The 24639-nt window shown below is 71.9% G+C and carries 18 protein-coding genes; 12 read left to right on the forward strand and 6 right to left on the reverse strand.

Annotation, left to right across the window (positions count from 1 at the left end):
* Positions 1 to 49: 49 nt before the first annotated feature.
* The 5 genes from ABT053_RS27650 (at position 50) to ABT053_RS27670 (ending at position 10626) form a co-directional block, all read left to right on the forward strand.
* On the forward strand, positions 50 to 6493 hold the full coding sequence (locus ABT053_RS27650) for a non-ribosomal peptide synthetase (RefSeq protein ID WP_350972659.1): 6444 nt from the start codon (positions 50 to 52) through the stop codon (positions 6491 to 6493).
* Position 6494: 1 nt separating this feature from the next.
* Positions 6495 to 6668 (forward strand): MbtH family protein, encoded by a 174-nt coding sequence (locus ABT053_RS27655; RefSeq protein ID WP_350972660.1) that lies wholly within the window; start codon positions 6495 to 6497, stop codon positions 6666 to 6668.
* Positions 6669 to 6733: 65 nt separating this feature from the next.
* Complete coding sequence (locus tag ABT053_RS27660; protein WP_350972662.1) at positions 6734 to 6985, forward strand: acyl carrier protein; 252 nt, start codon at positions 6734 to 6736, stop codon at positions 6983 to 6985.
* Between the two features lie 58 nt (positions 6986 to 7043).
* Positions 7044 to 8465: a condensation domain-containing protein gene (locus ABT053_RS27665; RefSeq protein WP_350972665.1), complete on the forward strand. Its 1422-nt coding sequence runs from the start codon at positions 7044 to 7046 to the stop codon at positions 8463 to 8465.
* A gap of 253 nt (positions 8466 to 8718) precedes the next feature.
* The gene (locus ABT053_RS27670) at positions 8719 to 10626 is read left to right on the forward strand and encodes a N,N-dimethylformamidase beta subunit family domain-containing protein (RefSeq protein WP_350972667.1); all 1908 of its coding nucleotides are present in this window, start codon (positions 8719 to 8721) and stop codon (positions 10624 to 10626) included.
* Positions 10627 to 10963: 337 nt separating this feature from the next.
* On the opposite strand, the gene ABT053_RS27675 is transcribed toward ABT053_RS27670, so the two are convergent.
* Positions 10964 to 11452: a MarR family winged helix-turn-helix transcriptional regulator gene (locus ABT053_RS27675; RefSeq protein WP_350972670.1), complete on the reverse strand. Its 489-nt coding sequence runs from the start codon at positions 11450 to 11452 to the stop codon at positions 10964 to 10966.
* Positions 11453 to 11501: 49 nt separating this feature from the next.
* Positions 11502 to 12347, reverse strand: a complete 846-nt coding sequence (locus ABT053_RS27680) for an SDR family oxidoreductase (RefSeq protein ID WP_350972672.1) — start codon at positions 12345 to 12347, stop codon at positions 11502 to 11504.
* Between the two features lie 439 nt (positions 12348 to 12786).
* Between ABT053_RS27680 and ABT053_RS27685 the strand changes: the two genes are divergently transcribed.
* Positions 12787 to 13227: a MarR family winged helix-turn-helix transcriptional regulator gene (locus ABT053_RS27685; RefSeq protein WP_350972674.1), complete on the forward strand. Its 441-nt coding sequence runs from the start codon at positions 12787 to 12789 to the stop codon at positions 13225 to 13227.
* Between the two features lie 554 nt (positions 13228 to 13781).
* Positions 13782 to 15227: an MATE family efflux transporter gene (locus ABT053_RS27690; RefSeq protein WP_350972675.1), complete on the forward strand. Its 1446-nt coding sequence runs from the start codon at positions 13782 to 13784 to the stop codon at positions 15225 to 15227.
* Positions 15228 to 15254: 27 nt separating this feature from the next.
* Here the strand turns inward: ABT053_RS27690 and ABT053_RS27695 are convergent, their stop codons facing one another.
* Complete coding sequence (locus ABT053_RS27695) at positions 15255 to 15632, reverse strand: MerR family transcriptional regulator (protein WP_350972676.1); 378 nt, start codon at positions 15630 to 15632, stop codon at positions 15255 to 15257.
* A 110-nt stretch (positions 15633 to 15742) separates the two neighbouring features.
* Here ABT053_RS27695 and ABT053_RS27700 point away from each other — a divergent pair, with 110 nt between their 5' ends.
* Positions 15743 to 16816 (forward strand): alkene reductase, encoded by a 1074-nt coding sequence (locus ABT053_RS27700; RefSeq protein ID WP_350972677.1) that lies wholly within the window; start codon positions 15743 to 15745, stop codon positions 16814 to 16816.
* A 143-nt stretch (positions 16817 to 16959) separates the two neighbouring features.
* On the opposite strand, the gene ABT053_RS27705 is transcribed toward ABT053_RS27700, so the two are convergent.
* Positions 16960 to 17292, reverse strand: a complete 333-nt coding sequence (locus ABT053_RS27705; RefSeq protein WP_350972678.1) for a cupin domain-containing protein — start codon at positions 17290 to 17292, stop codon at positions 16960 to 16962.
* A gap of 70 nt (positions 17293 to 17362) precedes the next feature.
* Here ABT053_RS27705 and ABT053_RS27710 point away from each other — a divergent pair, with 70 nt between their 5' ends.
* The 3 genes from ABT053_RS27710 (at position 17363) to ABT053_RS27720 (ending at position 20918) form a co-directional block, all read left to right on the forward strand.
* A complete protein-coding gene (locus tag ABT053_RS27710) occupies positions 17363 to 18328 on the forward strand; it encodes a helix-turn-helix domain-containing protein (protein ID WP_350972680.1) in 966 nt (321 codons plus the stop codon).
* 530 nt (positions 18329 to 18858) lie between these two features.
* Positions 18859 to 20325, forward strand: a complete 1467-nt coding sequence (locus tag ABT053_RS27715) for a S1 family peptidase (protein ID WP_350972682.1) — start codon at positions 18859 to 18861, stop codon at positions 20323 to 20325.
* 107 nt (positions 20326 to 20432) lie between these two features.
* Positions 20433 to 20918, forward strand: coding sequence for a hypothetical protein (locus tag ABT053_RS27720; protein WP_350972683.1), 486 nt, complete (start codon positions 20433 to 20435; stop codon positions 20916 to 20918).
* A 233-nt stretch (positions 20919 to 21151) separates the two neighbouring features.
* Here ABT053_RS27720 and ABT053_RS27725 read toward each other — a convergent pair whose 3' ends face one another.
* Positions 21152 to 21796, reverse strand: coding sequence for a M15 family metallopeptidase (locus tag ABT053_RS27725; protein ID WP_350972684.1), 645 nt, complete (start codon positions 21794 to 21796; stop codon positions 21152 to 21154).
* 92 nt (positions 21797 to 21888) lie between these two features.
* A complete protein-coding gene (locus ABT053_RS27730) occupies positions 21889 to 23097 on the reverse strand; it encodes an ROK family transcriptional regulator (RefSeq protein WP_350972686.1) in 1209 nt (402 codons plus the stop codon).
* 206 nt (positions 23098 to 23303) lie between these two features.
* Here ABT053_RS27730 and ABT053_RS27735 point away from each other — a divergent pair, with 206 nt between their 5' ends.
* The gene (locus tag ABT053_RS27735) at positions 23304 to 24638 is read left to right on the forward strand and encodes a sugar ABC transporter substrate-binding protein (protein WP_350972687.1); all 1335 of its coding nucleotides are present in this window, start codon (positions 23304 to 23306) and stop codon (positions 24636 to 24638) included.
* Position 24639 lies beyond the last annotated feature (1 nt).

Below are 24639 nucleotides of genomic sequence, written 5' to 3' on the forward strand. Positions count from 1 at the left end.
AACGCGTTTGCGTGAACTAACGGGCCCGCGGCCGACAAAGGAGCCCTGCGTGTTCCCACCGGAGACCGTTCCGACCGGCCAATCGGGGACCGAATACCCCCTGTCCTACGGCCAGCAGCGGCTTTGGTTCCTCCACCGGCTCGATCCAGGTGACTCTGCCTACAACACATCCTATGTTTACAGGTTGAAAGGTCACCTTGACAAGATCGCCCTGGAGGCCGCTTTCAGCGCGGTGGCGGCACGGCACGAGAGCCTGCGGACCCGGTTCCGCGAGGTGGCCGGGGAGCCCGTCGCGGTCGTCGAGCCGCCGTCGCCGGTGACGATCGGCCGGTTCGCGGTCCACGGCGAGGTCGTCCGGCGCGAGCGGGAGGTCGCGGCCCTGGTCACGGCGCTCACCAACACGGCGTTCGACCTCGCCGCCGCGCCGCCGTTCCGCGTCTCGCTGATCGAGCTCGGCCCCGACGAGCACGTGCTCTGCGTCGTCCTGCACCACATCAACGGCGACGGCTGGTCGCTGAACGTGCTCCGCTCCGAGGTGTCCGCCCACTACGGGAGCCGGGGCGCCGCCCCGCTGCCCGAGCTGCCCCTGCAGTACGGCGAGTACGCTCGCGACCTGCGCCCCGCCGAATCCGAGCTGCGCTGGTGGACCGAGAAGCTCGCCGGGGTGCCTCCCCTGGACCTCCCCGCGGACCGGCCGCGTCCCGCCCGGCGGACCGGCGCGGGCGACGAGGTCGAGTTCCGGATCGCCCCCGAGGTGGTCGCCTCGATCGGCGCCCTCGCCCGCCGCGCCCGCTGCACGCCGTTCATGGTGCTGTTCTCCGCCTACCAGGTCCTGCTGCACCGGCACACCGGCCAGACCGACTTCTGCGTGGGCACCCCCTCGGCCGGTCGCGGCAGCACCGAGCTGGAGACCATGATCGGTTTCCTCTCGACCACGCTGGCCCTGCGCTGCGACCTGTCCGGCGAGCCCACCTTCGAGGAGCTGCTCACCCGCACCCGCCGGGTCGTGCTGGACGGGCTCTCGCGGCAGGACGTCCCCTTCGAGCGCCTCGTGGTGGACCTCGACGTGGAACGGGACCTGAGCCGCACGCCCCTGTTCCAGACCCTGTTCGCCCTGCACACCCACGGCGAGCCGGTCGATCCGCTGCCCGGCCTCGTCGCCACGTCCTTCCCCAACGGCTGGGCCCGCGCCAGGCTCGACCTGTCGGTCGACATCTACCAGGGCGGCGACGGCGCCCTGTACGGCACCGCCATCTACAGCACCGAGCTGTTCGACCCCGAGACCGTGGAACAGATGGTCGCCCGCTTCCAGGAGCTGCTCGCGGCCGTCGTGGCGGACCCCGGCTCCCCGGTGGGCTCGCTGCGGATGCTGCCGGACGCGGAGCTCGCCCTGCTGGAGGAGTGGAACGACACCGCGGCCGAGCTGCCCGAGGTCACCCTCGTCGACCTGCTGCTCGAACAGGCCGCGGCGACCCCCGGCGCGGTCGCGGTACGCGCCACGCCCACCGGGACCGCGCCGGTCGACGGGCCGGTCGACGGGCCGGTCGACGGGCCGGCGGACGAGATCGGCGCGCGGGAGCTGACGTACGCGGAACTGGTCGCGCGGGCGGCGGAGCTGGCCGGACGGCTGGGCGCGGCCGGGATCGGGCGCGGCTCGCTGGTCGCGGTCCGGATGGAGCGCGGCGCCGACATGCTCGTCGCCCTGCTGGGCGTGGCGATGAGCGGCGCCGCCTACCTCCCCGTCGACCCCGACTACCCGGAGGCGCGCGTCGCGTACGTGATCGAGGACTCCGCGGCGGCACTGGTGCTGACCGGCCTCGACGACCTTCCCCCCGCGACCGGTACGGCGACCGGCGCCCCGGCCCGGCCGCTTCCCGATGACACCGCCTACGTGCTCTACACCTCGGGGTCCACCGGACGGCCGAAGGGAGTGGTGGTCCCCCACCGGGCGCTGACCAACTTCCTGCTCGCGATGCGCGACCTGGTGCGGTCCTCGCCCCAGGACGTGTGGCTGGCGCTGACCTCGCTGTCGTTCGACATCTCCGCCCTGGAGCTCTACCTGCCGCTGGTGACGGGCGGGCGGGTGGTCGTCGCCGACGCGGAGACGGCCCGCGACGGGGTGCGGCTCGCGCGCCTTGTCGGGGAGGAGGGCGTGACCCACGTCCAGGCGACGCCCTCTGGATGGCGGGTCCTGCTCGCCGGGGACCTGCCGCGCGTGGTGGGGCTGACCGGCGGCGAGCCGCTCGCCCCCCGGCTCGCCCGCGAGCTGCGTCCCCGGGTCGACCGGCTCGTCAACGTCTACGGCCCGACCGAGACCACCATCTGGTCCACGGCCTGGGACGTCCCCGAGGATCCGAACGAGATCGTCATCGGTCGCCCGATCGCCAACACCGTCGTCCGCGTCGCCGACCCCGGCGGCGGGCCGTGCCCGATCGGGGTGGCCGGGGAGCTGCTCATCGGTGGCGAGGGGGTCGCCACCGGCTACCTGGGCCGCCCGGCCCTCACCGCGGAGCGCTTCGTCCCCGGCCCCGGGGGTTCGCGGCACTACCGGACCGGAGACCGCGTCCGCCTGCGCAACGACGGCACCCTGGAGTTCCTCGGCCGGACCGACAACCAGGTCAAGCTGCGGGGACACCGCATCGAGCTGGGCGAGATCGAGGCCGTGCTGGACGCCTGCCCCGGTGTGCGGCAGGCGGTCGTCGCGGTGCGCGGGGACCGGCTGGTGGCCTTCGTCGTACCCGCCGAACCCGCCGAATCCGCCGAACCTGCCGAATCCGCCGCGCCACCGGAGACGGACGCGGGAGCGGACGCGAAGACGGATCCGGCCCCGGACGCGGGAACGGACGCGAGCACGGGAACGGACGCGGACGGCGCGGGGAGTACGGGCGGCGCGGGAGTGCTCGACGGGCTCGGGGAGCGCGCCGCGCGCGAGCTGCCCGGCTACATGGTGCCCAGCGTGTTCGTCGAGGTGGAGGCGCTGCCGCTCACCCCCAACGGCAAGATCGACCGCAACGCCCTCCCGGACGTGGACGCGACCTCCTCACGGGACGCGGTCGCCCCCCGCACCCCGGCCGAGCGGATGGTCGCGCAGGTCTTCGCGGAGGTGCTCGGGGCCGCGGAGGTCGGGGCGTACGACGACTTCTTCGCCCTCGGCGGGCACTCGCTGCTCGCCACCATGGTCACCGCGCGGCTGGCGGCGCTGTCCGGGACGGAGGTGCCCGTCCGGGAGGTGTTCACCCGGCCGACGGTCGCCGGGCTGGCGGAGCTGATCGCGACCGCGTCCGGCGGGCGGAGCGACGGGCCTCGGCCGAGGCCCGAGGGGACCGTGCCTCCGCTCTCCTTCGGCCAGGAGCGGCTCTGGTTCCTCAACCGGCTCGACCCGGACGACGCGTCGTACAACATGTGCCTGGTCAGGCGGCTGCGCGGGCCGCTGGACCGGGAGGCGCTCGCCGGGGCCCTGGCCGGGACGGTCGCCAGGCACGAGAGCCTGCGCACCCGGTTCCCCGAGGCGGACGGCGTGCCGGTCGTGGTCGTCGACCCGCCCGGTCCCGTGACCGTCGAGGAGACGGACGCGGCGGGCGAGGCCGGGGCGCTGGAGCTGGTCGCGGCCCTGACCAACGCGCCCTTCGAGCTGGGCGCCAGGCCGCCGCTGCGCGTCACCCTGATCAGGATCGGCGAGGACGACCACGTCCTGTGCGTCGTGCTGCACCACATCCTCGGCGACGGCTGGTCGCTCAACCTCATCTTCGACGAGGTGTCGCGGCTGTACTCCGGGGCCGCCGCCCTGCCCCCGGTCCCGCTCCAGTTCGGCGACGTCGCCCTCTGGCAGCGCGGGCGCGACCTCGGCGACCTGCTCGGCTACTGGCGGGACAGGCTCGCCGACCCCACCCCGCTGGACCTGCCGGTCGACCGGCCGCGCACCGCCGGGGCCGCCAGGCGCGGCGACGTGGCGAGTGTCCGGCTGGACGCGGCGGAGGCCACCGCCCTGGCCAGGCTGGGCAGGGAGCACGGCGCCACCATGTTCATGGTCCTGCTCGCCGCCTACCAGGTCCTGCTGTCGCGGCACACCGGGCACGACGACATCCTGGTCGGTACGGCCACCGCGGGCCGGGACCGGGTCCAGCTCGAACCGGTCGTCGGCTACCTCAGCGACACCCTGGTCATGCGCGGCGACCTGTCGGCCGACCCCACCTTCGCCGACCTGCTCCGCGAGACCCAGATCGGTGTCCTGGACGCCTTCTCCCACCAGGGCGTGCCGTTCGAGGAGCTGGTGACGGCCCTGCGGGTCGAGCGCGACCTCACCCGCACGCCGCTGTTCCAGACCATGCTCATCCTGCACACGCAGGACTTCGCGCAGTCCCGCGACGCCTTCGCGGGGCTCACCACGACGGGGTTCGAGCACGGCATGCGGCAGGCCAAGCTCGAACTGATGCTGGAGGCCTGGCAGAACGAGCACGAGCTGGCGCTCAGCTTCGTCTACGACGCCGAGCTGTTCGACCGGGCCACGATCGAGGCGATGGCCGCGCGGTTCCGCCTGCTGCTCACCGCGCTGCCGGACGCGTCCGGCGACCGGGTCTCCGAGCTGCCGCTGCGCACCGGCGACGACGACGCCCTGCTGCGGCGCCTCTCGCGGGGACCCGCGCGACCGCCCGCTCCCCCGGTGCCGGACCTGTTCGCGGCGGCCGTACGGGCCACGCCGGGCGCGACGGCGATCGGGTGCGGGGACGCCACGCTCACCTACGCCGGGCTGGACGCCCGCGCGGACGAGCTCGCGGCGCTGCTGCGGGGGCGGGGTGTCGCCCCCGGCGACGTGGTCGGCGTCTGCCTGGACAGGTCGCCCGACGCCGTCGCGGCCCTGCTCGCCGTCTGGCGGGCGGGGGCGGCCTACCTGCCGCTCGACCCGGACCACCCCGCCGAGCGGCTCGCGTTCATGCTGGACGACAGCGGCGCCTCCCTCGTCCTCACCACGGCGAACCTGGGTGACCGGCTGCCCTCCGGCACCCCGCGCGCGCACGCGGACGACCGAGTTCCACCCGACGTCCGTACGGCCCGGCCCGGCACGCCGCACGCGGACGAGCACCCCCTCGTCCCGGTGTCCGGTTCGGCCGCGTACGTGATCTACACCTCCGGGTCCACCGGGACGCCCAAGGGGGTCGTGGTCTCGCACCGCAACCTGGCCGCCCGCGTCGGGTGGATGCGCGACGCGTACGGGCTGCGTCCCGACGACCGGGTGGTCCAGTTCGCCTCGCTGAGCTTCGACACCCACGCCGAGGAGATCTATCCGGCGCTGGCCGCCGGGGCCCGGCTGGAGCTGCTGCCCGAGGGCGGCGTCACCCTGCCCGACCACCTCGACCGGGTCACCGTGCTCGACCTGCCCACGGCGTACTGGCACGCGCTCGTCGACGACATCGGCGAGATCGCCTGGCCGCCGTCCCTGCGGCTGGTCATCCTCGGCGGCGAGCAGGTGCACGAGGCGGCCGTGGCCCGCTGGCGGGAGCGCTTCGGCGACCGGGTGCGGCTGGTCAACACCTACGGCCCGACCGAGGCGACGATCATCGCCACCGCCGCCGAGCTGGACGGCTCCCCCGGGCGCCCGCCCATCGGCGTCCCGATCGCCGACACCTCGATCCTGATCCTGGACGGCGCGGGCGAGGCCGTGCCGCCGGGGGCGCCGGGCGAGCTGTGCGTCGGCGGGGCCGGGGTGGCCGTCGGCTACCTGGGCAGGCCGGACCTCACGGCCGAACGCTTCCCCGTCCTCGGTGCTTCCGGCGTTCCCGGTGTTCCTGACATTCCCGGTGCTTCCAGTGCTTCCGGTGTTCCCGGCGTCCTCGGCGGGGAGCGGATCTACCGGACCGGCGACCTGGCGCGCTGGCGGGCCGACGGGCAGCTGGAGTTCCTCGGCCGCCTCGACGACCAGGTCAAGGTCCGCGGCTTCCGGATCGAGCCCGGCGAGATCGAGGCGCGGCTGCTGGCCCACCCCGGCGTCGGCCAGGCGGCGGTGGCCGTGCACAGGGAGACGCTGGTCGGCTACGTCGTCGGCACGGCCACGGGCGACGAGCTGGCCGGATACCTGGCCGGGACGCTGCCCGCCTACATGGTCCCCGCGCTCTGGGTGGGCCTCACCGCGCTGCCGCTCACCGCGAACGGCAAGCTCGACCGGGCCGCGCTGCCCGCGCCCGAGGCCGGGTCCCGGACGAGGACCGCCCCGCGCGGCGACGCCGAGGAGCTGGTGGCCGAGATCTTCGGCGAGGTGCTGGGCATCGAGGAGGTCGGCGCCTTCGACGACTTCTTCGCGCTGGGCGGGCACTCGCTGCTCGCCACCCGCGCCGTCGCCAGGCTCCGCGCGGCCGTCGAGGTGGACGTGCCGATCCGCACCCTGTTCGCCCGCAGCAGCGTGGCCGACCTCGCGGCGGCGGTGGAGGAGCTGCTCGTCGCCGAACTGGCCGAGATGTCCGACGAGGAGGCCGAGCGCCTCATGGAAACCGGGAGCTGAGATGGGTCACCGCGTCGTGGTCAACCACGAGGAGCAGTACTCGATCTGGCCGGACGGCCGGGACCTCCCGGACGGCTGGCGCGAGGAGGGCGTCTCCGGCACCAAGGAGGAGTGCCTCGCCCACATCGACCGCGTCTGGACCGACCTGCGCCCGCTCAGCGCGAGAGGGGCGTGAGATGCGCGGTGACCGAATCCGGATCCCGGCGAGCGGCGCCGGAGACCGTACGAGAGGGGCTGTCGATGGTTAGGGAACGGCTGGCGGCGATGGTGGCCTCGGCCTCCGACGGAGCGGTCACGGCCGGGGAGGCACTGGCCGCCACGGTCCCGCTGTCCGCGCTGGGGGTCACCTCCCTGGCGCAGATGCGGCTGATCGACGCGGTGGAGACCGAGTTCGGGGTGGAGATCGACCTGTCGGGCGACGGGTTCGACCTGCTGGACGACCTCGACGCGCTGGAACGGCACATCAACGAGGCGCAACGCGCGCATTCCTGAACGCATTTCCGAACGGGGGAAGCACATGGACATCCGGTTCTCGGGGAGCCGATCGGAGATGGCACCGCTGACCTGGGGGCAGCGGGCCATCTGGGACACGATCCAGAAGACGGCGCCGGACGACCACTACTTCAACTTCGGCCGCGTGCTCGCCGTGCCCAGACGGGCCAGGCCGCTCACCGTGGCCGGGGCCGCCGAGGTCCTGCGCGCGCTGGTGGAACGGCACGAGTCCCTGCGCACCAGGCTGGGCGAGGCGCCGCACGACAGGACCGTCCGCACGGGCGGTGCGGAACCGTACGGGAAGGTCGTCCACCTGAGCGGCGCGGAGCCGTACGGGAGGGTCGTCCGGGCGGGCGACGCGTCACCGCACGGAGGCGACCTCTGGACGGGCGACGGCGCGGAGCCGTGGCAGGTGCTCGCGACCGGCGGTTCCATCCCGGTCACCGTGTCGGAGGGCGACCCCGAGCGGCTGCGGGACGCGCTGGCGGAGACCGCGTTCGACTACGGGAACGAGTGGCCGCTCAGGATCGGGCTCGTCGTCGACCGCGACGAGGTCACCCACATCGTGCTCGTCTTCTGCCACCTGGCCGCCGACGGCCTCGGGGCCGAGGTGGCGGTCACGGAACTGCGGCTGCTCCTGCTGCGCGGCTCCGTACCCGGGCCGCCCCCGCCCTCGCCGCTGGAGCTGGCCCGCTGGCAGGGCTCGGAGCAGGGCCTGAAGGTCGCGGCGGTGGCCGCGGAACACTGGGAGAGCGGATACCGGCGCATCCCCCCGACCATGTTCGACCGGCGGGCGGACGTCCCCGCCGATCCGCCGATCTGGCGGGCGCACCTCGTCTCCCGGGCGATGGACCTGGCCGTGCAGCGGATCGCCGCGCTGAGCGGCACGAGCACCTCGACCGTCCTGCTCGCCGCCGCGTCCGTGCTGGCCGGGAGGACGACCGGCCACGACGTGAGCGCGATGCTGCCGATCGTGGGCAACCGCTTCCGGGGCGACACCGTCAACGCGGTCACCACGCTCTCGCAGGAGGGCCTGTTCGTGCTGGACCTGCGCGAGGGCGGTTTCCGCGAGCTGCTGCGCGCGGCCAAGCCCGCCGCGCTGCGCGCCTACCGGTCCGCCTACCACGACCCGGACGACCGGGACCGGCTCACCGAGCGGGCCGGCCGGGAGCGGGGCGTGCGGATCCACCCGTACTGCTGCTTCAACGACATGCGCTTCACCGACCGGGTGGACGCCTCCCCCGACGAGACGAGCGTGCGGCGCGCCCTGGACGAGACGACGCTCACCTGGCCGCTCAGCCAGGACCGGCTCAACTGCCGATTCTGCCTGCACGTGACCGGCGAGCCCGGCGGGCTCGGCGTCTCGCTCACCGCCGACACCGGCTACCTCCCCCGCCCCGCGATGGAGCGCTACCTGCTCGACCTGGAGTCGCTGCTGGTCGAGGCCGCGTTCCACGAGGTGCTGGAGCCGGTCGGTTGAGCGCCCCGCCCGAACCAGAGGCTGGCGGATTGAACGCCCCGCCCGAACCAGAGGCCGGTGGGTTGAGCGCCCTGCCCGAACCCCAGGCCGACGGGTTGAACGCCCCGCCCGCACTCCAAGCCGACCCCGCGACCGGTCGTCCGAGCGTCCCGCCCGTGCCCGCAGCCGGTCGGTCGAGCGCGGTGGCCGTGCCCGTAGCCGGTTGGTCGAACGCCGTGGCCGGGTCCCGGGGGCCGCGCGCCGGAGGTGTCCGATGACGGTCCACGCCTACGCCGAGTCGACGTCCTGCGTCCAGGGCGGCGCGCTCCGCTTCCACCTCGCCCGCGCCTCCCGCGCCCCGCTGCGCGGTTCGGTGCTGGTCGAGGACGTCGCCACCGACCTGGCCGTGCTCGACGGGGAGTTCACCGGCCCGGTGTGGACGCTCGACGTCTCCACCGGGTGGCGCAGCTCCCTCTACCGCGCGATCTTCACCGCCGACGAGGAGAGCAGCGAGGTCTACTTCGTCGTACGGGCCGCCCGGCCCAGCTCGCCGATCCTGCTGTCGATCCCGTTCCCGACCTGGCAGGCCTACAACCGGGCGGGCATCCCCGGCGAGTCCATCTACTGGAGCGAGCAGCCGACCCGCGCCTCGCGAGTGTCCTTCGACCGGCCGGGTGGCGGGCCGCCGCCCGAACGCTGGGAGGAGGGCATGATCCGCTGGCTGGGTCCCGCCGGGTACGACGTCGACTACTGCTCGGCCCTGGACCTGCACGAGGGGCGCGAGCTGCTCTCCGGCTACCGGCTGCTCACGGTGAGCGGGCACGACGAGTACTGGTCGGCGGGGATGCGCGACAGCGTCGAGGAGTTCGTCCGCCGGGGCGGCAACCTGGCCGTCTTCTCCGGCAACACCTGCTGGTGGCAGTTCCGGCTGGAGGACGACGGGCGCACCATGGTCTGCTACCGCGACGCGATCGCCGACCCGATCGCCGCCGTGGACCCGGCCCTCACCACGGTCGAGTGGTCCAGCGCGCCGGTGAACCGCCCGGAGAACGGCCTGACCGGGGTCAGCTTCCGGCGCGGCGCCGGGACCTGGGGCCCGTACATGCAGCTCATGCGCGAGGAGTCCTACACCGTCCGGTTCCCCGAGCACTGGGTGTTCGAGGGCACCAAGCTGTGCGAGGGCGACACGTTCGGCAAGGGCGCGATCGGCTACGAGACCGACGCCTGCGACTTCGTCGAGGAGGACGGCGTGCCGGTGGCCACCGGGCGCGACGGCACCCCGCCGTCGTTCGTCGTCCTGGCCACCGCCGACCTGCGGCACTGGCACCGGTACGGCCAGGGCGGCATGGCCACCATGGGCGTCTTCGGCCTCGGCGCCGGGACGGTGTTCACCGCCTCCACCGTGAACTGGGGAAACACCCTGCACGATCCGGCCGTGGACCGGATCACCCGCAACGTGCTCGACCGGCTGTCGGTGCGTACGGGCGGGTGGGAGACCATCGGCGGCGCGGACGGGGTCGGCGCGATGACCGTGTTCGACTCCCTGCTGTACGGCGCCACCCGGGACGGCTCGCTGCTCACCCGCGAGATCTCCGACCAGAACCTGCGCTGGCGCCCCGCGGGCACCGCCCCCGCGCTGGTCGCCCTCGCCACCCCCCGGGAGGCCACCGCCGTCCATCCGATCGGCCTGTACGGCCTCACCGCCGACGACCGGCTCGTCTTCCGCGACCCCGAACACGGCTGGACCACCCTCGCCGACGGGCCTCGCGGCGGGGTCGGCCTGGGCATGGTGAACGGCGAGCTGTTCGCCGCCGCGGCGGACGGCCTGTGGCTGTTCGACCCGGAGACCTCCACCTGGAGCCTGGTCGAGGCCGCCCCTGGAACCTCGGCCGGTGCCGGAACCTCGGCCGGAACCGGTGCCGGAGCCGAGGCCGTGGCGCTGGCCGCGATGAACGGCCGGCTGTACATGGCGGACGCGGACGGCCGGATCCGCACGCGGCTGCCGGTGGCGACCCCGGTCGGCTGGACCGACCTGTGCGACGCGGGCGGCTGCACCGTGCTGACCGGCCACGCGGGCACCCTGATCGGCACCGCGTCCGGCCGGCCCCTGCTCCGGCGCGCGAACTTCCTGTCCGAAGCAGCCTCCCAGGTCGCGGCGGAGGCCCCGGTGAGTGCCGGGTAGTCCTTGGGCTCTGGGCTCGATGTCCGTCGCGAACCCGTCCGTGGCGAACCCGTCCGCCGCGAACCCGTCCGTCACCCCGGGCGTCGTCCGCGGGGTCCGCGGCGGGACCCGGCGCTGTCGCGGCGGTGGCCGCCAACCCACCGAGGGTGATCGCGGTTCGCGGCAGCGCGGCACGACCCGGCTGGACCTGCTTTCGGCCCGGCTGGACCTGGCACGACTCGGCTGGGCCTGGTTCGGCCCGGCTGGGCCCAGTCCGAACCGGCTCGAACCGGCTCAGCCCGGCTCGGCCAGCTCAGCCCGGTTCGGCCAGCCCGGCCCCGCTCGGCTCGGACCGGCCCTAATGATCCTCCTGGCCCGTGCCCGAACCGTCGCGGATGCGCAGCACCTGCCGTCTCTGCAGTTCGATCTGTTCGTCGACGAACCTGGTCAATAGCTCCAGCTGCTGCGTCGAGTAGTTCGACAGGCGCTGCTCGGAGTCGGTGACGGTCTGGCTCCACATCCGTTCGGCGAACCGGGTCGCCTCGCCGGTGGCGGTGACGAGGACGCGCCTGCGGTCGGCGGGATCCCGCGCCCGTTCCACGTAGCCCGCCTGTTCGAGCCGGCCGACGGCGAAGGTGAGCGCGGTGGGGGCGACACCCGCCACCGCCGCCAGGTCGCCCGCCGCCATCGGGCCCCGGATGATGAGGCACGACAGGCAGCGGGCGTCGGTGCGGTTGAGGCCGAGAACGGAGCTGATGGCCTGGTCGACCTGGTCGGAGACGTTCTGCAGGTCGGTGAGGGCGAGCATGAGCCGGTCGACCATCTGCCGCCTGGTGTCGTCTGACAACGCCAACCCCCATGTCGATGAGTGAGTCGGCGCCAGCGTAGTCAGTCGGCTAGCCGAAGTCGGCGGCGTGCTCGCGGGCCCAGTCGGCGAACGGGTACGGCGACCGGCCGAGGACCCGCCGAACGGTGTCGGTCGGCACGGACGGCCGCTCGACCGCCGCCGCGAGCTGGTCGAGGACGGCGTCGACGATCGCGGGAGGCGCGTAGCGGGTCATCTGCTCGCGGGCGTCGCGGGCGGGGATCTCCTCCATGCGCAGGGGGCGCCCGATCGCCGCCCCGATCGCGTCGAGCTGGTCGGCGTGCGTGATGGCCTGGGGGCCGGTCAGCTCGTACCTAGCCCCGTGATGCCCGTCCTCGGTGAGAGCGCGCACCGCGACGGCGGCGATGTCCCGCTCGTGGATCGGCGCGGTGCGCGCCAGCGGGTAGGGGGCGCGCACGACATCGCCGGCCTTGATCTGCGGTGCCCAGTGCAGGCTGTTGCCGGCGAACTCGTTGGGACGCAGGAAGGTCCATCGCATACCGGTCCGGGCCACGGCCTGCTCGAACGCGGCGTGGGCCCGCGCCACCGCGTCCGGTTGCCGCTCGACGTCCTCGATGCCGTCGAGGACGTCGCTGGTGGACAGCAGGACGATCCGCCGCACGCCGCTGCGTTCGGCGAGTTCGGCGAACGGCACCGGTGCGCCGCCCAACGCCATCAGGTAGACGGCACGCACCCCGCGCAGCGCCTCGCGCAGTCCTTCCGGTTCGGCGAGATCGCCCTGGAAGATCTCGGCCTGCCGCGGTAGGGACGCCTGTCCGGGGGCGCGGGACAGCGCGCGAACCGGGTGTCCCATGGCGAGCAGGTCGGCGAGGACGTGTCGTCCGACACTGCCTGTCGCTCCGGTCACGAGAAACATCGATGCTCCTTGGGCTCGGTGGTCGTACGGCCGTGGCCTCTGGTGTCCTCCACGGCGTCCGGCGGGCGGTTGGACGGGGCGCGTCCCGGCGCGTCGCCGTCGGCGGCACGCGACCGATCACCGGGCCCCCGCACCGATGGTCACGTCTGGCGACGTCTCCGTCACAGCGCTCCAATTACTCCAAAAATTGGAGTAATTGACTTCAGAGTACCGGCGGCGATACTCGAACGCCACCACCGCAGGACAGATACCGGACGGCGACACGAGATGCGGGACACCCCCGGCTCACCGGTCGAACCGAAGCGCGGAGCAGACGAATCCGCAGGAGGCGCCCGGCGAACCGATGGCGACCGGCACGCCCCGACCACACCGGCGGACGGCAACAAGCCAATCAGTTCGATCATTGACAGTTAGACTCCTAACAGTTAGTGTCCTTACTATGGACGCACCGAACCTCACCAGCACCCTCGGGCTGGTCCGCTGGATCATGTGGGCTCAGCGGAAGGCCGCCGAGGACTGGATCCGGGACCGCGAGCTCAGCCACGAGCAGGGTTTCGCGCTCGGCTACCTGGCCCAGAACCCCGGCGCGATCCAGCGTGACATCGCGCGGATGACCCGCACGAGCGCGGCGAGCGTCTCGAGCCTGCTGCAGGGACTGGAGCGCCGCGGCCTCGTCGAACGCCGCACGGAGGGCGGCGACGAGCGCAGTAAACGCGTCTACGCGACGCCGGCCGGCGCCGAGCTCATCTCCGGGTTCGACACCGCGATGGCCGCCGCCGACGAGACGATCCTCGCCCCCCTGGACCAGGCCGAGCGGACCACCCTGCACGCCCTGCTCACGAAGATCACCGCGGAGCTGCCGCAACCGACCCGGCCGTAACCGCGGACGCGCGGCCCGGCCGCGCGTCCGGACCATCCCCTCACCGTGCCGACGCCCGCCGGCGCGCGCTCGAACCCGCCCATGAGGAGCCGGCGCCCGTCTCCGCGTACGACGGCGAGTCCCGGCAACACGATGCGGAGCGCCGGGACTCGTACGGGCCCCATCCGGCGCCGACCAGCGCCGTCCGGCACCACCGCCACCCGCCGTCCGGTCGCCGCTCAAACCCCGCCTCCACCGAGACCGCCCGGCTCTCCACCCTCCTGAACGACACCGACACCGACACCGACGCCGTCACCGACGCCGTCACCGTCACCGACGTCGTCAGCGTCACCGACGCTGTCACCGACGCCGAAATCCGCGCCGCACACCGCCGACGCGACCGCCGCTGACCGGCACCTGACTCAGCCCGCGGCCCGTTCCCGCCGTACCCCGGCGACATCCCGAACGCGGCCCGGCCGCGCATCCAGAACATCCCCTCGCCGCGCCGGCGTGCCCGCCGTCGCGCGCTCGAACCTGCCCGGAAGAACTCGAACCCGCCCGGAGAAGGAACAGCCATGAGCAGCACGAACCTCGGATCCCCCGCGAAGGCCGACGCCGTCGGCACCAACCGCTGGTACCTCTCGACCGCGCCGATCGTCCGCGCCCTCGTGCACCTCTGCGTGCCGATGGCCGCCGCGATGATCGTCGGCGCCGTCCACAACCTCGTCAACGCCGGTTTCATCGGCTCGCTCCACGACACCGCGCTGCTCGCCGCGATCACGTTCGGCACGCCGGTGCTCGGCCTGGTCATGGCGGTCGGCGGCGTGTTCGGCGTCGGCGGCGGCACGCTGATCTCGCGGCTGCTCGGCGCGGCGGAGCACGAGCCCGCGAGGGCCGGTGAGATCAGGCACGTCTCGTCGTTCGCCGTCTGGGGCTCGGTGATCGCCGGAGTCGTGTTCGGCGGCGCCGGGCTGCTCCTGCTGCGCCCGCTCGTGTCGCTGCTCGGCGCGGACGCCGCCGCCGTACCCGCGACGAGCGCCTACGTCGCCGTCATGCTCGCCTTCGTTCCCGTGCTCGCCGCCGCGTTCTGCCTCGAACAGCTCGTACGGGCGGAGGGCGCCGCGCGCCAGGTGATGATCGGGATCATCGCGTCCGCGGTCGCGAACGTCGTGTTCGACGTCCTGTTCATCCTCGTGCTGCACTGGGGCGTCGCCGGTGCGGCGCTGTCGATGGGCCTCGCGAACCTCGGCGTCGTCGCCTACTTCGCCGTCTGGCTGCGGCGGCACAGCGAGCACGTGAGCCTCGCGCCGCGCTGGTTCACGCTCTCGCCCGCCGTGGTGAGGCCCGTCCTCGGCGTGGGCGTCGGCGAGCTGTTCCAGGCCACCTTCATGATCGTCACCACGCTGGTGCTCAACAACCTCGCGGCCGCCTACGGCGACGGCGCGCTCGCGGCCATGGGCGTCGCGGTCCGCATCGCGCAGGTTCCGGAGTTCCTGGTGATGGGCGTCACGATCGGCGTGCTACCGCTCCTCGCCTACTCGTACGGCAAGGGTGACCGGAGCCGTCTCGCGTCGGCGCTGCGCGCGTCCGCGGTCACGGTGGGCGGCATCGTCCTGATCTTCTCGACGACGGTGTTCGTGTTCCGCGAGCAGGTGTTCTCCGCGTTCTCCGCGGACCGCTCGGTCCTCGCGATCGGCGTCACGGTCCTCACGGCGCAGCTCGTGGCGATGGTCGTGAACGGGTTCACGGGCCTGATCACGTCGCTGTTCCAGGCGGCGGGGCGGTCGGCGGCGGCGATCGTGATGTCGGTGGCGCACGGTGTCCTGTTCGTCCCGATCGTGCTCCTGGGCGACCTCTGGTTCGGGCTGGCGGGCATCATCTGGGCGCTGACCGTCACCGAGGGCATCGTGTTCCTCGTCGGGGTCGTGACGTGGCTCGCGTCCCGTCGCGCGATCGGCCGCGGCCTCGCCGAGGGCAGCCCGGAGCGCGCCGAGGAGCTGCTCGAACAGGCCGAGGCCTGATCCGGGCGCGGCCCTTCGGCCGCCCCCTCAGCCGGCCAGCGGTACCCGCAGCTGTTCGCGGTGCGCCCGGTTCGTGGCCATCAGCCCGTCGAGCGCGTCGCGGGTGCGGACGAGGTCGGCGATGTGCGCGGAGAGCCGGTCGCGCTCCTGCGCCATCCGTTCCAGGGCGGCGTCGGAGTTCTCCGCGCTGGGCGAATCGACGCACGGGAGCAGCTCGGCGATGGTGCGGCTGGACAGGCCCGCGGCGTACAGGCGCTGGATGAACGCGACCCGCTCGGCCTCGTCGTCCGTGTAGTGCCGCTGTCCGCTGGTGCTGCGGGTGCTGGCGAGCAGCCCCTGCTCCTCGTAGTAGCGCAGCGACCGGATGCTGACCCCGGTCCGTGACGCGAGCTCGCCGATGCGCACCTCGTCCTCCCACTGTGATCTGCGACACAGGGCTTGCCCCTGACATCCATGTGAGCTTCTAGCGTACTCACCGTACCCGCGACCCGGGATCGACGACCACGGAGGACGACGTGACGACCCTTTTCGACAGCTATCGGCTCGGCGGCCTGACGCTTCCCAACCGGATGGTGATGGCCCCGATGACGCGAGTCCGGGCCGCCGCCGGCGGGCTGGCGACGCCGTCGATGGCGACGTACTACGCGCAGCGCGCGACGGCCGGGCTGATCATCTCCGAGGGCGTGCAGCCGAGCCTGATCGGGCAGTCCAACCCGGGCACGCCGGGACTGCACACCGACGAGCAGGTCGCCGCGTGGCGCCCGGTGACCGCCGCCGTGCACTCCAGCGGCGGGCGGATCTTCGCCCAGCTCATGCACGGCGGACGGGTCTCCCACCCCGCCACCACCGGTACGCGGCCGGTCGGGCCCTCGGCGGTCCCGGCCGTCGGCGACGTGTTCACGCCGTCCGGCCCCCGGCCCGCGCCGACGCCGCGCGCCCTGGACACCGCCGAGGTTCCCGAGCACGCCGAGTCGTACGCCCAGGCCGCCCGCCGCGCCGTCGAGGCCGGTTTCGACGGCGTGGAGTTGCACGGCGCGAACGGCTACCTGATCTCGCAGTTCCTCTCGTCGAACGCCAACCTGCGCACGGACCGCTACGGAGGCTCGGTGGCCAACCGGATCCGGTTCGCCGTCGAGGCGGTGTCGGCGACCGCCGAAGCCGTCGGCGGGGCCAGGACCGGGATCCGTCTCTCCCCGGGCGGGACGTTCTGGGGCGTGGAGGAGACCGACGTCCCGAAGCTGTACACCGCATTGCTGACCGAGCTGGCCCACCTCGGCCTGGCCTACGTCCATCTTGAGGCCACCACCGGTGAGGACGTGCTGGTCGGGCTGCGCCGCGCGTGGCCGGGCACCCTCATCACGAACCCGGTGCTGCCGATGGGCCCCAAGCAGACCGGACGGGCCGAGGCCGACCACTGGCTCGGGCTGGGCGCCGACCTCATCAGCTTCGGCCGCGGGTTCCTCGCCAACCCCGACCTGGTCGAGCGGCTGCGTACCGGTCTCCCCGTCGCTCCCGTCGACGAGGCAACCTACTACCAGGGCGGCGACACGGGCTACCTGACCTACTCTGCCTACCAGCACACCGCCTGACACCACCCCGCCACCACAGGAAAGCCCGGCGCCCCCGACGCCCGCGGGCGGCCTCCGCGCCGCCGCTCCTCCGGACCCGTGACCGGACCGCGCACCGGCGCCCGCGTGGCCGTCCTTCCGCCACGAGATCGATCGCTCGCGGGTCAGTGCGCCTGACGCGGGGGGATGCTGATCCCGAGCATGCGCGCCCCGGTCTCCGTGCGCGGGCGGTGGGTGCTGCCTGGGGCGAACACCACGTAGCTGCCCGGACCGAGCCGGTGGCCCCTGTCGACGAACTCGCCGGACACGACGTAGTAGCGTTCCTCCCCCTCGTGCACGTCGACCTCCGGCCACTCGCTGCCCGGCGCGAAGTCGTAGACCCAGCCACGGGCCAGTTCGGTGGCGGGCAGCCGCCGCCGGACGATGCCGGGGGCGACCTCGACGGGTTCGACCTCGTCGACGTTCAGGATCTGCACGCCGTCGTGTTCCTCGTTCATGAGCCCATCGTGGCCGGATACGGTCAGGCCGCCCAGTGTCCGGAATGACATCCTCCGGTACTTTTCTGCCATGGCCGTTCATCGCGTCGTCGCCCTGGTCCTCCCGCCGCAGTCCACCTTCGAGCTCGCGTGCGCCGCCGAGGTCTTCGGGGTGAGCCGTCCCGGCCTGCCCGTCCGCTACGGGTTCGAGGTCTGCGCCGAGCACCCCGGACGGATGCCCACCCTGGCCGGTTACGACATGGCGGTGACCGCGGGCCTGGCGGCGCTCGACGCCGCGGACACGGTCGTGATCCCCGGCTGGCAGCGGCCGGACACGCCCGCCTCGCCCGCCGTGGTGCGCGCGCTGCGGCTGGCCCATCGGCGCGGGGCCCGGATCGTCGCGATCTGCTCCGGCGCCTTCCTGCTGGCCCAGGCCGGGCTGCTCGACCACCGCCGGGCCACCACGCACTGGCGCATGGCCGCCGACCTGGCGGCACGCTTCCCCGACGTCCGCGTCGATCCCGACACCCTGTACGTCGACCACGGCGACGTCGCCACCAGCGCCGGCACGGCCGCCGGCATCGACCTGTGCCTGCACCTGGTCCGCGCCGACCAGGGCGCCGCCTACGCCGCGCAGGTCGCCCGGCACATGGTCATGCCGCCACACCGCGAAGGCGGGCAGCTCCAGTACGCCGCGTCCCCTCCCCCCGGCCACCCGCCCGGCTCCCTGGCCCCCGTGCTCGACTGGGTGACCGAACGGCTCCACGAACCCCTCTCGGCCGACGACCTCGCCTCCCGGGCCGGGCTCTCCGTGCGCACCCTCGCCCGCCGGTTCGCCGAGCAGCTCGGGGTCAGTCCCGGCCAGTGGCTGCTCGGCAAGCGGATCGCGGCCGCCCAGGCCCTGCTGGAGGAGACCGACCTGCCCGTCGAGGCGATCGCCGTCAGGGTCGGCCTCTCCTCGGCCACCAACCTCCGCCGCCGCTTCCACCGCACCCTGCGCACCACCCCCACCGCCTACCGGCGCGCCTTCCGCGGCGGTGAGCCCTCTCCCTCGTGACACGAACCCACCGATGCGGGCCGAGGCCGTACTCGCCGGGATCGCAGTACTAGCCGGGATCCGGGCGATGAGGATCTGTGCGCCGAGACCGTCGCCGCCACCCCGCCAGGTGATGCAGAAATCAACAACAGCTACGCAGAAACCGGCAACGACTTTCTGCCTCGACCGCGGCGAGAATGGCCGCGGGGGGGAAACCTGGCACACTCCCGCGAGAACCACATCGGCCTGGGTGACCTTTTCGAACCCGCCCGGCCGCTGTTCACAGGCATGCGGCGGCGATCCGAGCCGGGAAGGATGAACGGTTCGCGGCCCGTCTGCGATCTCAAGCGCTCCAACACGCGGAAGCCGATCGGCGCGTCGTCGACTCGGACGAGCCGGCGGGGCGCTCGCGGGGCAGGCTCCGGCAATTTCACGGTGAGCCTTTTTCAGCTGAAGCCGCAGTCATACCGCGCAGCCTTGCCCGGATATGGCATCGGCGCAACGCCGGCTGTTTTTCCGAATGGCCGGACTGACCATGGAGAAAGGTTTGTATGAAGCCACACGCAGCTTTGACGACGCCCCTCGCCCTCGCTCTCGCCCTGACATGGAACCTTTCTGCGGCACAGGCGGACGTAGTCACCGGATCGACGGCGCCCCAACCCCTGATTTTGTTGCAGGACCAGCCGGAACAGCAGCGACCCACCATCGAGAGGCTGGCGAGGGAAGCCGACGAGCGGGGCGTCTCCCTGCGTGAGGCTCTTGACGACTACGCCGCCGATGTTATCGCCAAAACCCCCTCGGCGCAGGGCGAGATGCCAGACGGCCCGGTCCCCGACCCAACCATCAAGGTTGACGGCATCCCGTTCGCGGAGCTGATCGACCTGAACCGTTACGCGGAATCCAAGAAGATCTCCTTCAAGGAAGCCATCGATCGCTACGCGTGGAGCCCCGCGGTCAATCCATTGGCCGCCCAGTTACGTGCCGAATTCTCGGAAGAAGTCGCCGACATCGCTATCGTCGACGACGGCCGCGGGGTCAGAATGGGTTTCAAGGCGGAGGTTCCGGCCAAGGCGATCGAGCTCGCGAAATCGCTTCCCGTGAAAGTGAGCATTTATTCCGGGCGCGGGTTCTCCGAAAAGGAGCTGCTGGCCCTGAAGGAATCGAGCCGCAAGCAGCTGAAGGCCAGCGGCAAGGTGGACACCCTGGTGGGCAGGGTCAACGCGGAAACCGGTGAAGTGATATTCACGGTGAAGCTCAAGGAGGAGCTCGCCGGCAAGGACAGCCGGAGTGCGGCCATCGAGAGTTTGCAGCTGCCTGCGACCGCGAACCCGGCGACCAAGGTTCGGCTGGAATTCGACGACAGTTTCAAACTGGACTTTCAGGATAATTACATCCGCGGCGGCGGACGGCTTAACGGCTCGGTCAGCAACTGCACGAACGGGTTCAACGTCACCAACACGTCGACGAACGCCAGGGGAAGCCTCACCGCTCGCCACTGTGCGGACTCGAACCCATATTTCACGTATCAGAATCACCCGACGCAGGCGACCAGCACCACGACGCTGTCGCGCTTTTTCCGTGCGACCGCTTACGACCTGGCCAGATACGACAAGAGCGCTACCACGGCCATGACGCAGACCCGAACCTTCTATTACGACTTGAACCTGGCAAGGTACGCGCACGATGTCGGAACATCTCCGGTGATCGGCCAGCCGGTGTGCAAGTACGGTAGGACCACGAACGCCGATTGTGACAACATCACACACACCAACGTCGACATCAGTGACGTGATAGACGACGGCAAGGACTATCTGGGCAACATCCTCACCGACTCGATCACGGAGCCCGGAGACAGCGGCGGCCCGTGGTATTACGGCAACCGGGCGTGGGGCATCCACAGTGCGGGTGGCTTCAATTTGAGCTGGGGCACCTGGTCGGCCTTCGTGCCCGCCGATCGCGTCAACGACTCGGGAGGGCTCGGCTCCAACTGGCAAATCTGGACGTGCTCGACATGCTAATCCGGGAAAGAAGGCGCCGCACTCCGTAGGAGCTCGCGAACATATCACACGGTGGACGAACGCGATATCTTCTGTCACGTTCGTCCACCGTATGATTTAATGGCCCCATGTATGAGCGGTCCGAAGCCAACACTTCCAAGGTCTGCGCTCACCTCAAAGCCGGTCTGGTTATTGCGTCTCTCCTGGCCGTCGTTTCCTGTGCGGATTCTTCCGCACCCAAGGTAAGGGTCGAGGGAACCGATCCCATAATTATCGTGCACAGTTACGAGGGATCGCACGACGCCCTGATCTCCGGGAACCTCGCGTACGACGCGAAGAGCAAATGTCTCAGAGTCGGAGACGACCGCTCGGCGACACCTGTCTGGCCAGAGAACACGCGGCCCGTTCTCGTCGACGGAAGAAGAGGTGTGGAGCTTCCCGGCATCGGCACAGCCCTGGAAGGCGACAAGGTCGAGGGCGGTGGCGGTGGCTCGACATGGCGCAAGGACCCGCCCGCCGGTGTGACTTTTCCCGAGGGGTGCCTTCCGCCCGGGCAAGATGGGACGGTGATAATTTTCGGTGAAGTCACCGGCGTCACCCGGGCAGGCCACTGAGCCACTGAGCCACTGAGCGACTGAGCGACTGAGCGACTGAGCGACTGAGCGACTGAGCGACTGAGCGACTCAGCCACTGAGCCACTCAGCCACTGCGAATGAGCTGATCTCGGCGACCTTCGTCTCAGACAGCCGTGCGGGCTTTTCCGGAGTGCCGCGGCCTTCGACGCGGACGGTCTTCTCGGCGCACCGGCCGGTGGCGAAGTGCCGCACAGAACCGCCGTACGGAGAGGTCAGACGGAGACCGGCCCGTAGAGGGCGGACGGGGCGCCGGTGGTCAGGGCCCAGTAGCGGTCGCCGTAGGACCAGTGCCACCACTCGGTGGGGTAGTTGACCAGACCGGCCGCCTCCAGGGCGACGCCGAGGAGCTTGCGGTGGTGGCGGGCCTCGGGGGACAGGCCTGGGGCGTCGGTGTAGCAGGCGCCGTCGCTCTGCTCGGGGGTGGCGTTGAGCGGGGTGCCCATGTCGAGCTCGGTCCCGTCGTCGGCGCACAGGGTCAGGTCGACCGCCGCTCCCGCGGTGTGCGGGGCGATCTCGACGGGCGACACGTAGCGGCTCGCCGCGGCCCGCAGCTCCGCGGGCGACATCTCCGGATACAGCGCCCGCAGCTCCGCCGAGTAGCCGTCGAAGATCTCCCTCTGCGTCGCCACCGGCCGGTACCCCTCCACGACCAGCAGCCGGTATCCCCCGGGAAGCTGCGCCTGCGCCTCCTCCAGCCTGGTGAGCAGCCCGAGCCTGAGGTGGGCGAAGGCCCCCTCGGGGTCGGCGAGCCGCCCGTCCGTCCGCAGCCGCCCCCTCACGTCGACCAGCCGCTCCCCCGACTCCTCGACGGGGATCGCGGCGACTCGGGCATCGGAGATCAGAACGATGTCAGGCATGGTGGCAATTCTTCCCCAAGCGTCACGGTGCGCGGACCTCGCTCACGGGGAACGGGAGCGCCCGTGCCCGTACCCGGAGAACGAGGACAAGCTCAGACCGTGTCCGAGAACACCTGCTCGCGGGCCTGGTGCAGCGCCGACACCAGGGCGCCGCGCAGGACGGGGTTTCCCTTGACCCGCGAGACCACCACCCTGGGCTGGCTGGGGCAGAACCGGGCCACCGCGTCCTGCACCCGGGCGGCGAGCGCGTCTCCCCCGGCCCTGCCGACGTCGCCGCTGAGCACGATGAGTCCGGGGTCCAGGACCACCGCGACGGCGGCGACGCCGACGGCCAGCCGCCCGGCCAGCTCGTCCAGGAACGCCTCGGCGCCCTCCGTGACGGCCGTACGGACATAGTTCCCCACGGAACCGGCGTCGGAGTCTCCTCCGGAGGCCCCCGAGGCCCCGGAGGGGGAGCCGATGCCGATGCCGTGGGCGTTCGCGAGCCCGGTCACGGCGTCGCCGCCGACCAGGCGCTGGAACGAGCCCGACTGGGGCTCGCTCACGTCGGTGGGGAGCGGCTCGCCGGGCACCGGGAGCCAGCCGATCTCGCCCGCGCCGCCGGTGAAGCCGCGGTGCAGCCGCCCGCCCAGCATGACGCCGAGCCCCTGCCCGACCCCCGCCCAGACGAGCACGAAGTCGTCGACGCCCAGCGCGGCGCCGTACGCCCGCTCGGCCAGCGCGGCGAGGTTCACGTCGTTCTCTATCGTCACCGGGACGCCGAGGTCGCGGCGGAGCTCGGCGAGCACGCCGTTGTGCCAGGAGGGCAGGTCGAAGGAGAAGCGCACGTCACCGGTGCAGGGGTCGACGACGCCCCGGGTGCCGATCACGAAGGCGCGCAGCCGGTCGGCGCCGATGCCCGCAGACTCGCACGCCTGGCTCACCGCGCTCCGCACCAGCCGTACCGGGTCGTCGTGCCCGCTGGGATCGGCGGAGACCTCGGCGACGAGGGTGCCGGTGATGTCGGCGACCCCGGCGCTGATCCTGTCGGGCAGCACGTCGAGCCCGACCACGTACGCGCAGGAGGGCACCACCCCGTAGAGCGCGGCGTTGGGGCCGCGCCCGCCCGCCTGCTCGCCGACCACCGTGACGAGGTCGCGCTCCTCCAGTCTGGAGAGCAGCTGACCCGCGGTCACCTTGGAGAGCCCGGTATATTCTCCCAGCTCAGCCCGGGTGAGAGGGCCGCTGGACAGCAGGAGTTCCAGCGCCGCGCGGTCGTTGAGCTGGCGCAGCAGCCGGGGGGTCCCCGGGCGTGTGGGCAAGGTCTTCCTCCCCGTCACGATCCGCTAACGATCGTTTCTTTTAATAAAGTTTCTTGTTAGTTTAACCCCAGTCAGCCCGCAGGCAAGCGATCGGAACCGCGGGTTGCGGTAGTTCCGACCGCTCCCAGTTGAGTGCAGAGGGTCGCGGGGGACCCCGGCAATAACAGAGCGCAAACCCTGGCGAAAGCCTGAAAGGGAGAACTCCAGTGAAGTTCGCGAGAATCGCCACCACGACGGCAACCACCGCCGCCCTCGCCCTGGGGCTCGCCGCGTGTGGAAGCAGCGAGCCGGCACCGGCCGCCAACGAGCAGGCGTCGGCGCCCGCCGCGTCCGGCCCCAAGTTCGCAGGTCAGACACTGACCGTCTGGCGCCTCGGCGCTCCCGACGAGAAGCAGAACAAGCTGATGGCCGACCTGAACGCCAAGTTCAAGGAGACCACCGGCGCCGAGGTCAAGCTCCAGTGGGTGCCCTGGCCCGACGCGCAGGCCAAGTGGACCGCGGCGCTCGCCGGCGGCGAGGGCCCCGACGTCACCGAGTTCGGCAACGACCAGGTGGCCGCGTGGGTCGCGCAGGACGCGCTGACCGACATCACCGACGTCGTCAAGGCCACGCCCGACTTCCAGCAGATCCCGCAGAACCTGTGGGGCTACGAGACGGTCGACGGCAAGATCTACGCCGCCCCGTGGGGCGGCGGCACCCGCGCCGTCCTCTACCGCAAGGACTGGTTCGAGGACCTGAAGATCGAGGTGCCCAAGACCTGGGAGGACCTCGTCGCGGCGGGCAAGAAGATCGTCGCCGAGAAGGGCAAGGACGTCGACGGCTTCGCCTTCAACGGCGGCTCCGACGCCAACATGTCGCTGTCGCCGTTCGTCTGGTCCGCCGGTGGCGACTTCGCCGCCTTCGAGGGCGGCAAGTGGACCGGCAAGCTGACGGAGCCCGGCTTCAAGGAGGGCTTCCAGTACTACACCGACCTGGTGACCAAGCACGGCGTCTCGCGCAAGTCCGCCCTCACCCAGAACTCGGTGGACATCGCGACCCGCTTCGCCAACGGCAAGGTCGGCATGTACGTGACCGGCGGCTGGGACATCACCACCATCAAGGAGCAGAGCGGCGGCAAGGTCGACGACGCGAAGATGGCCTTCTTCTCGCTCCCGGCCAAGGACGGCAGCGGCCCGGCCCCGGCCTTCCAGGGCGGCAACGACATCGCCATCTGGAAGGACACCAAGAACGTCGAGCTGTCCGCCGAGTACGTCAAGCTCGCCGCCGGCAAGGAGTTCGGCACCCGCTACGCCAAGGAGGGCGGCCTGCTCCCGCTCTACCCGGAGGCTCTGACCGAGTACGCCTCCGACCCGGTGCAGGCGCCGTTCGCCGAGACCTTCAAGGTCGCCAAGGGCTTCCCGAACGACACCAACTGGGCCGAGGCGAACGACACCAAGGCCGTCCTGCAGAGCGCGGCCCGCTCGGTCATCGAGGGTAAGAAGGACGTCGACACCGCGCTGGCCGACGCCAACAAGGAACTCGAAGAGATCCTGAACCAGTAAC

The organism is Streptosporangium sp. NPDC002524, assembly GCF_040295985.1.
GTDB lineage: Bacteria > Actinomycetota > Actinomycetes > Streptosporangiales > Streptosporangiaceae > Streptosporangium.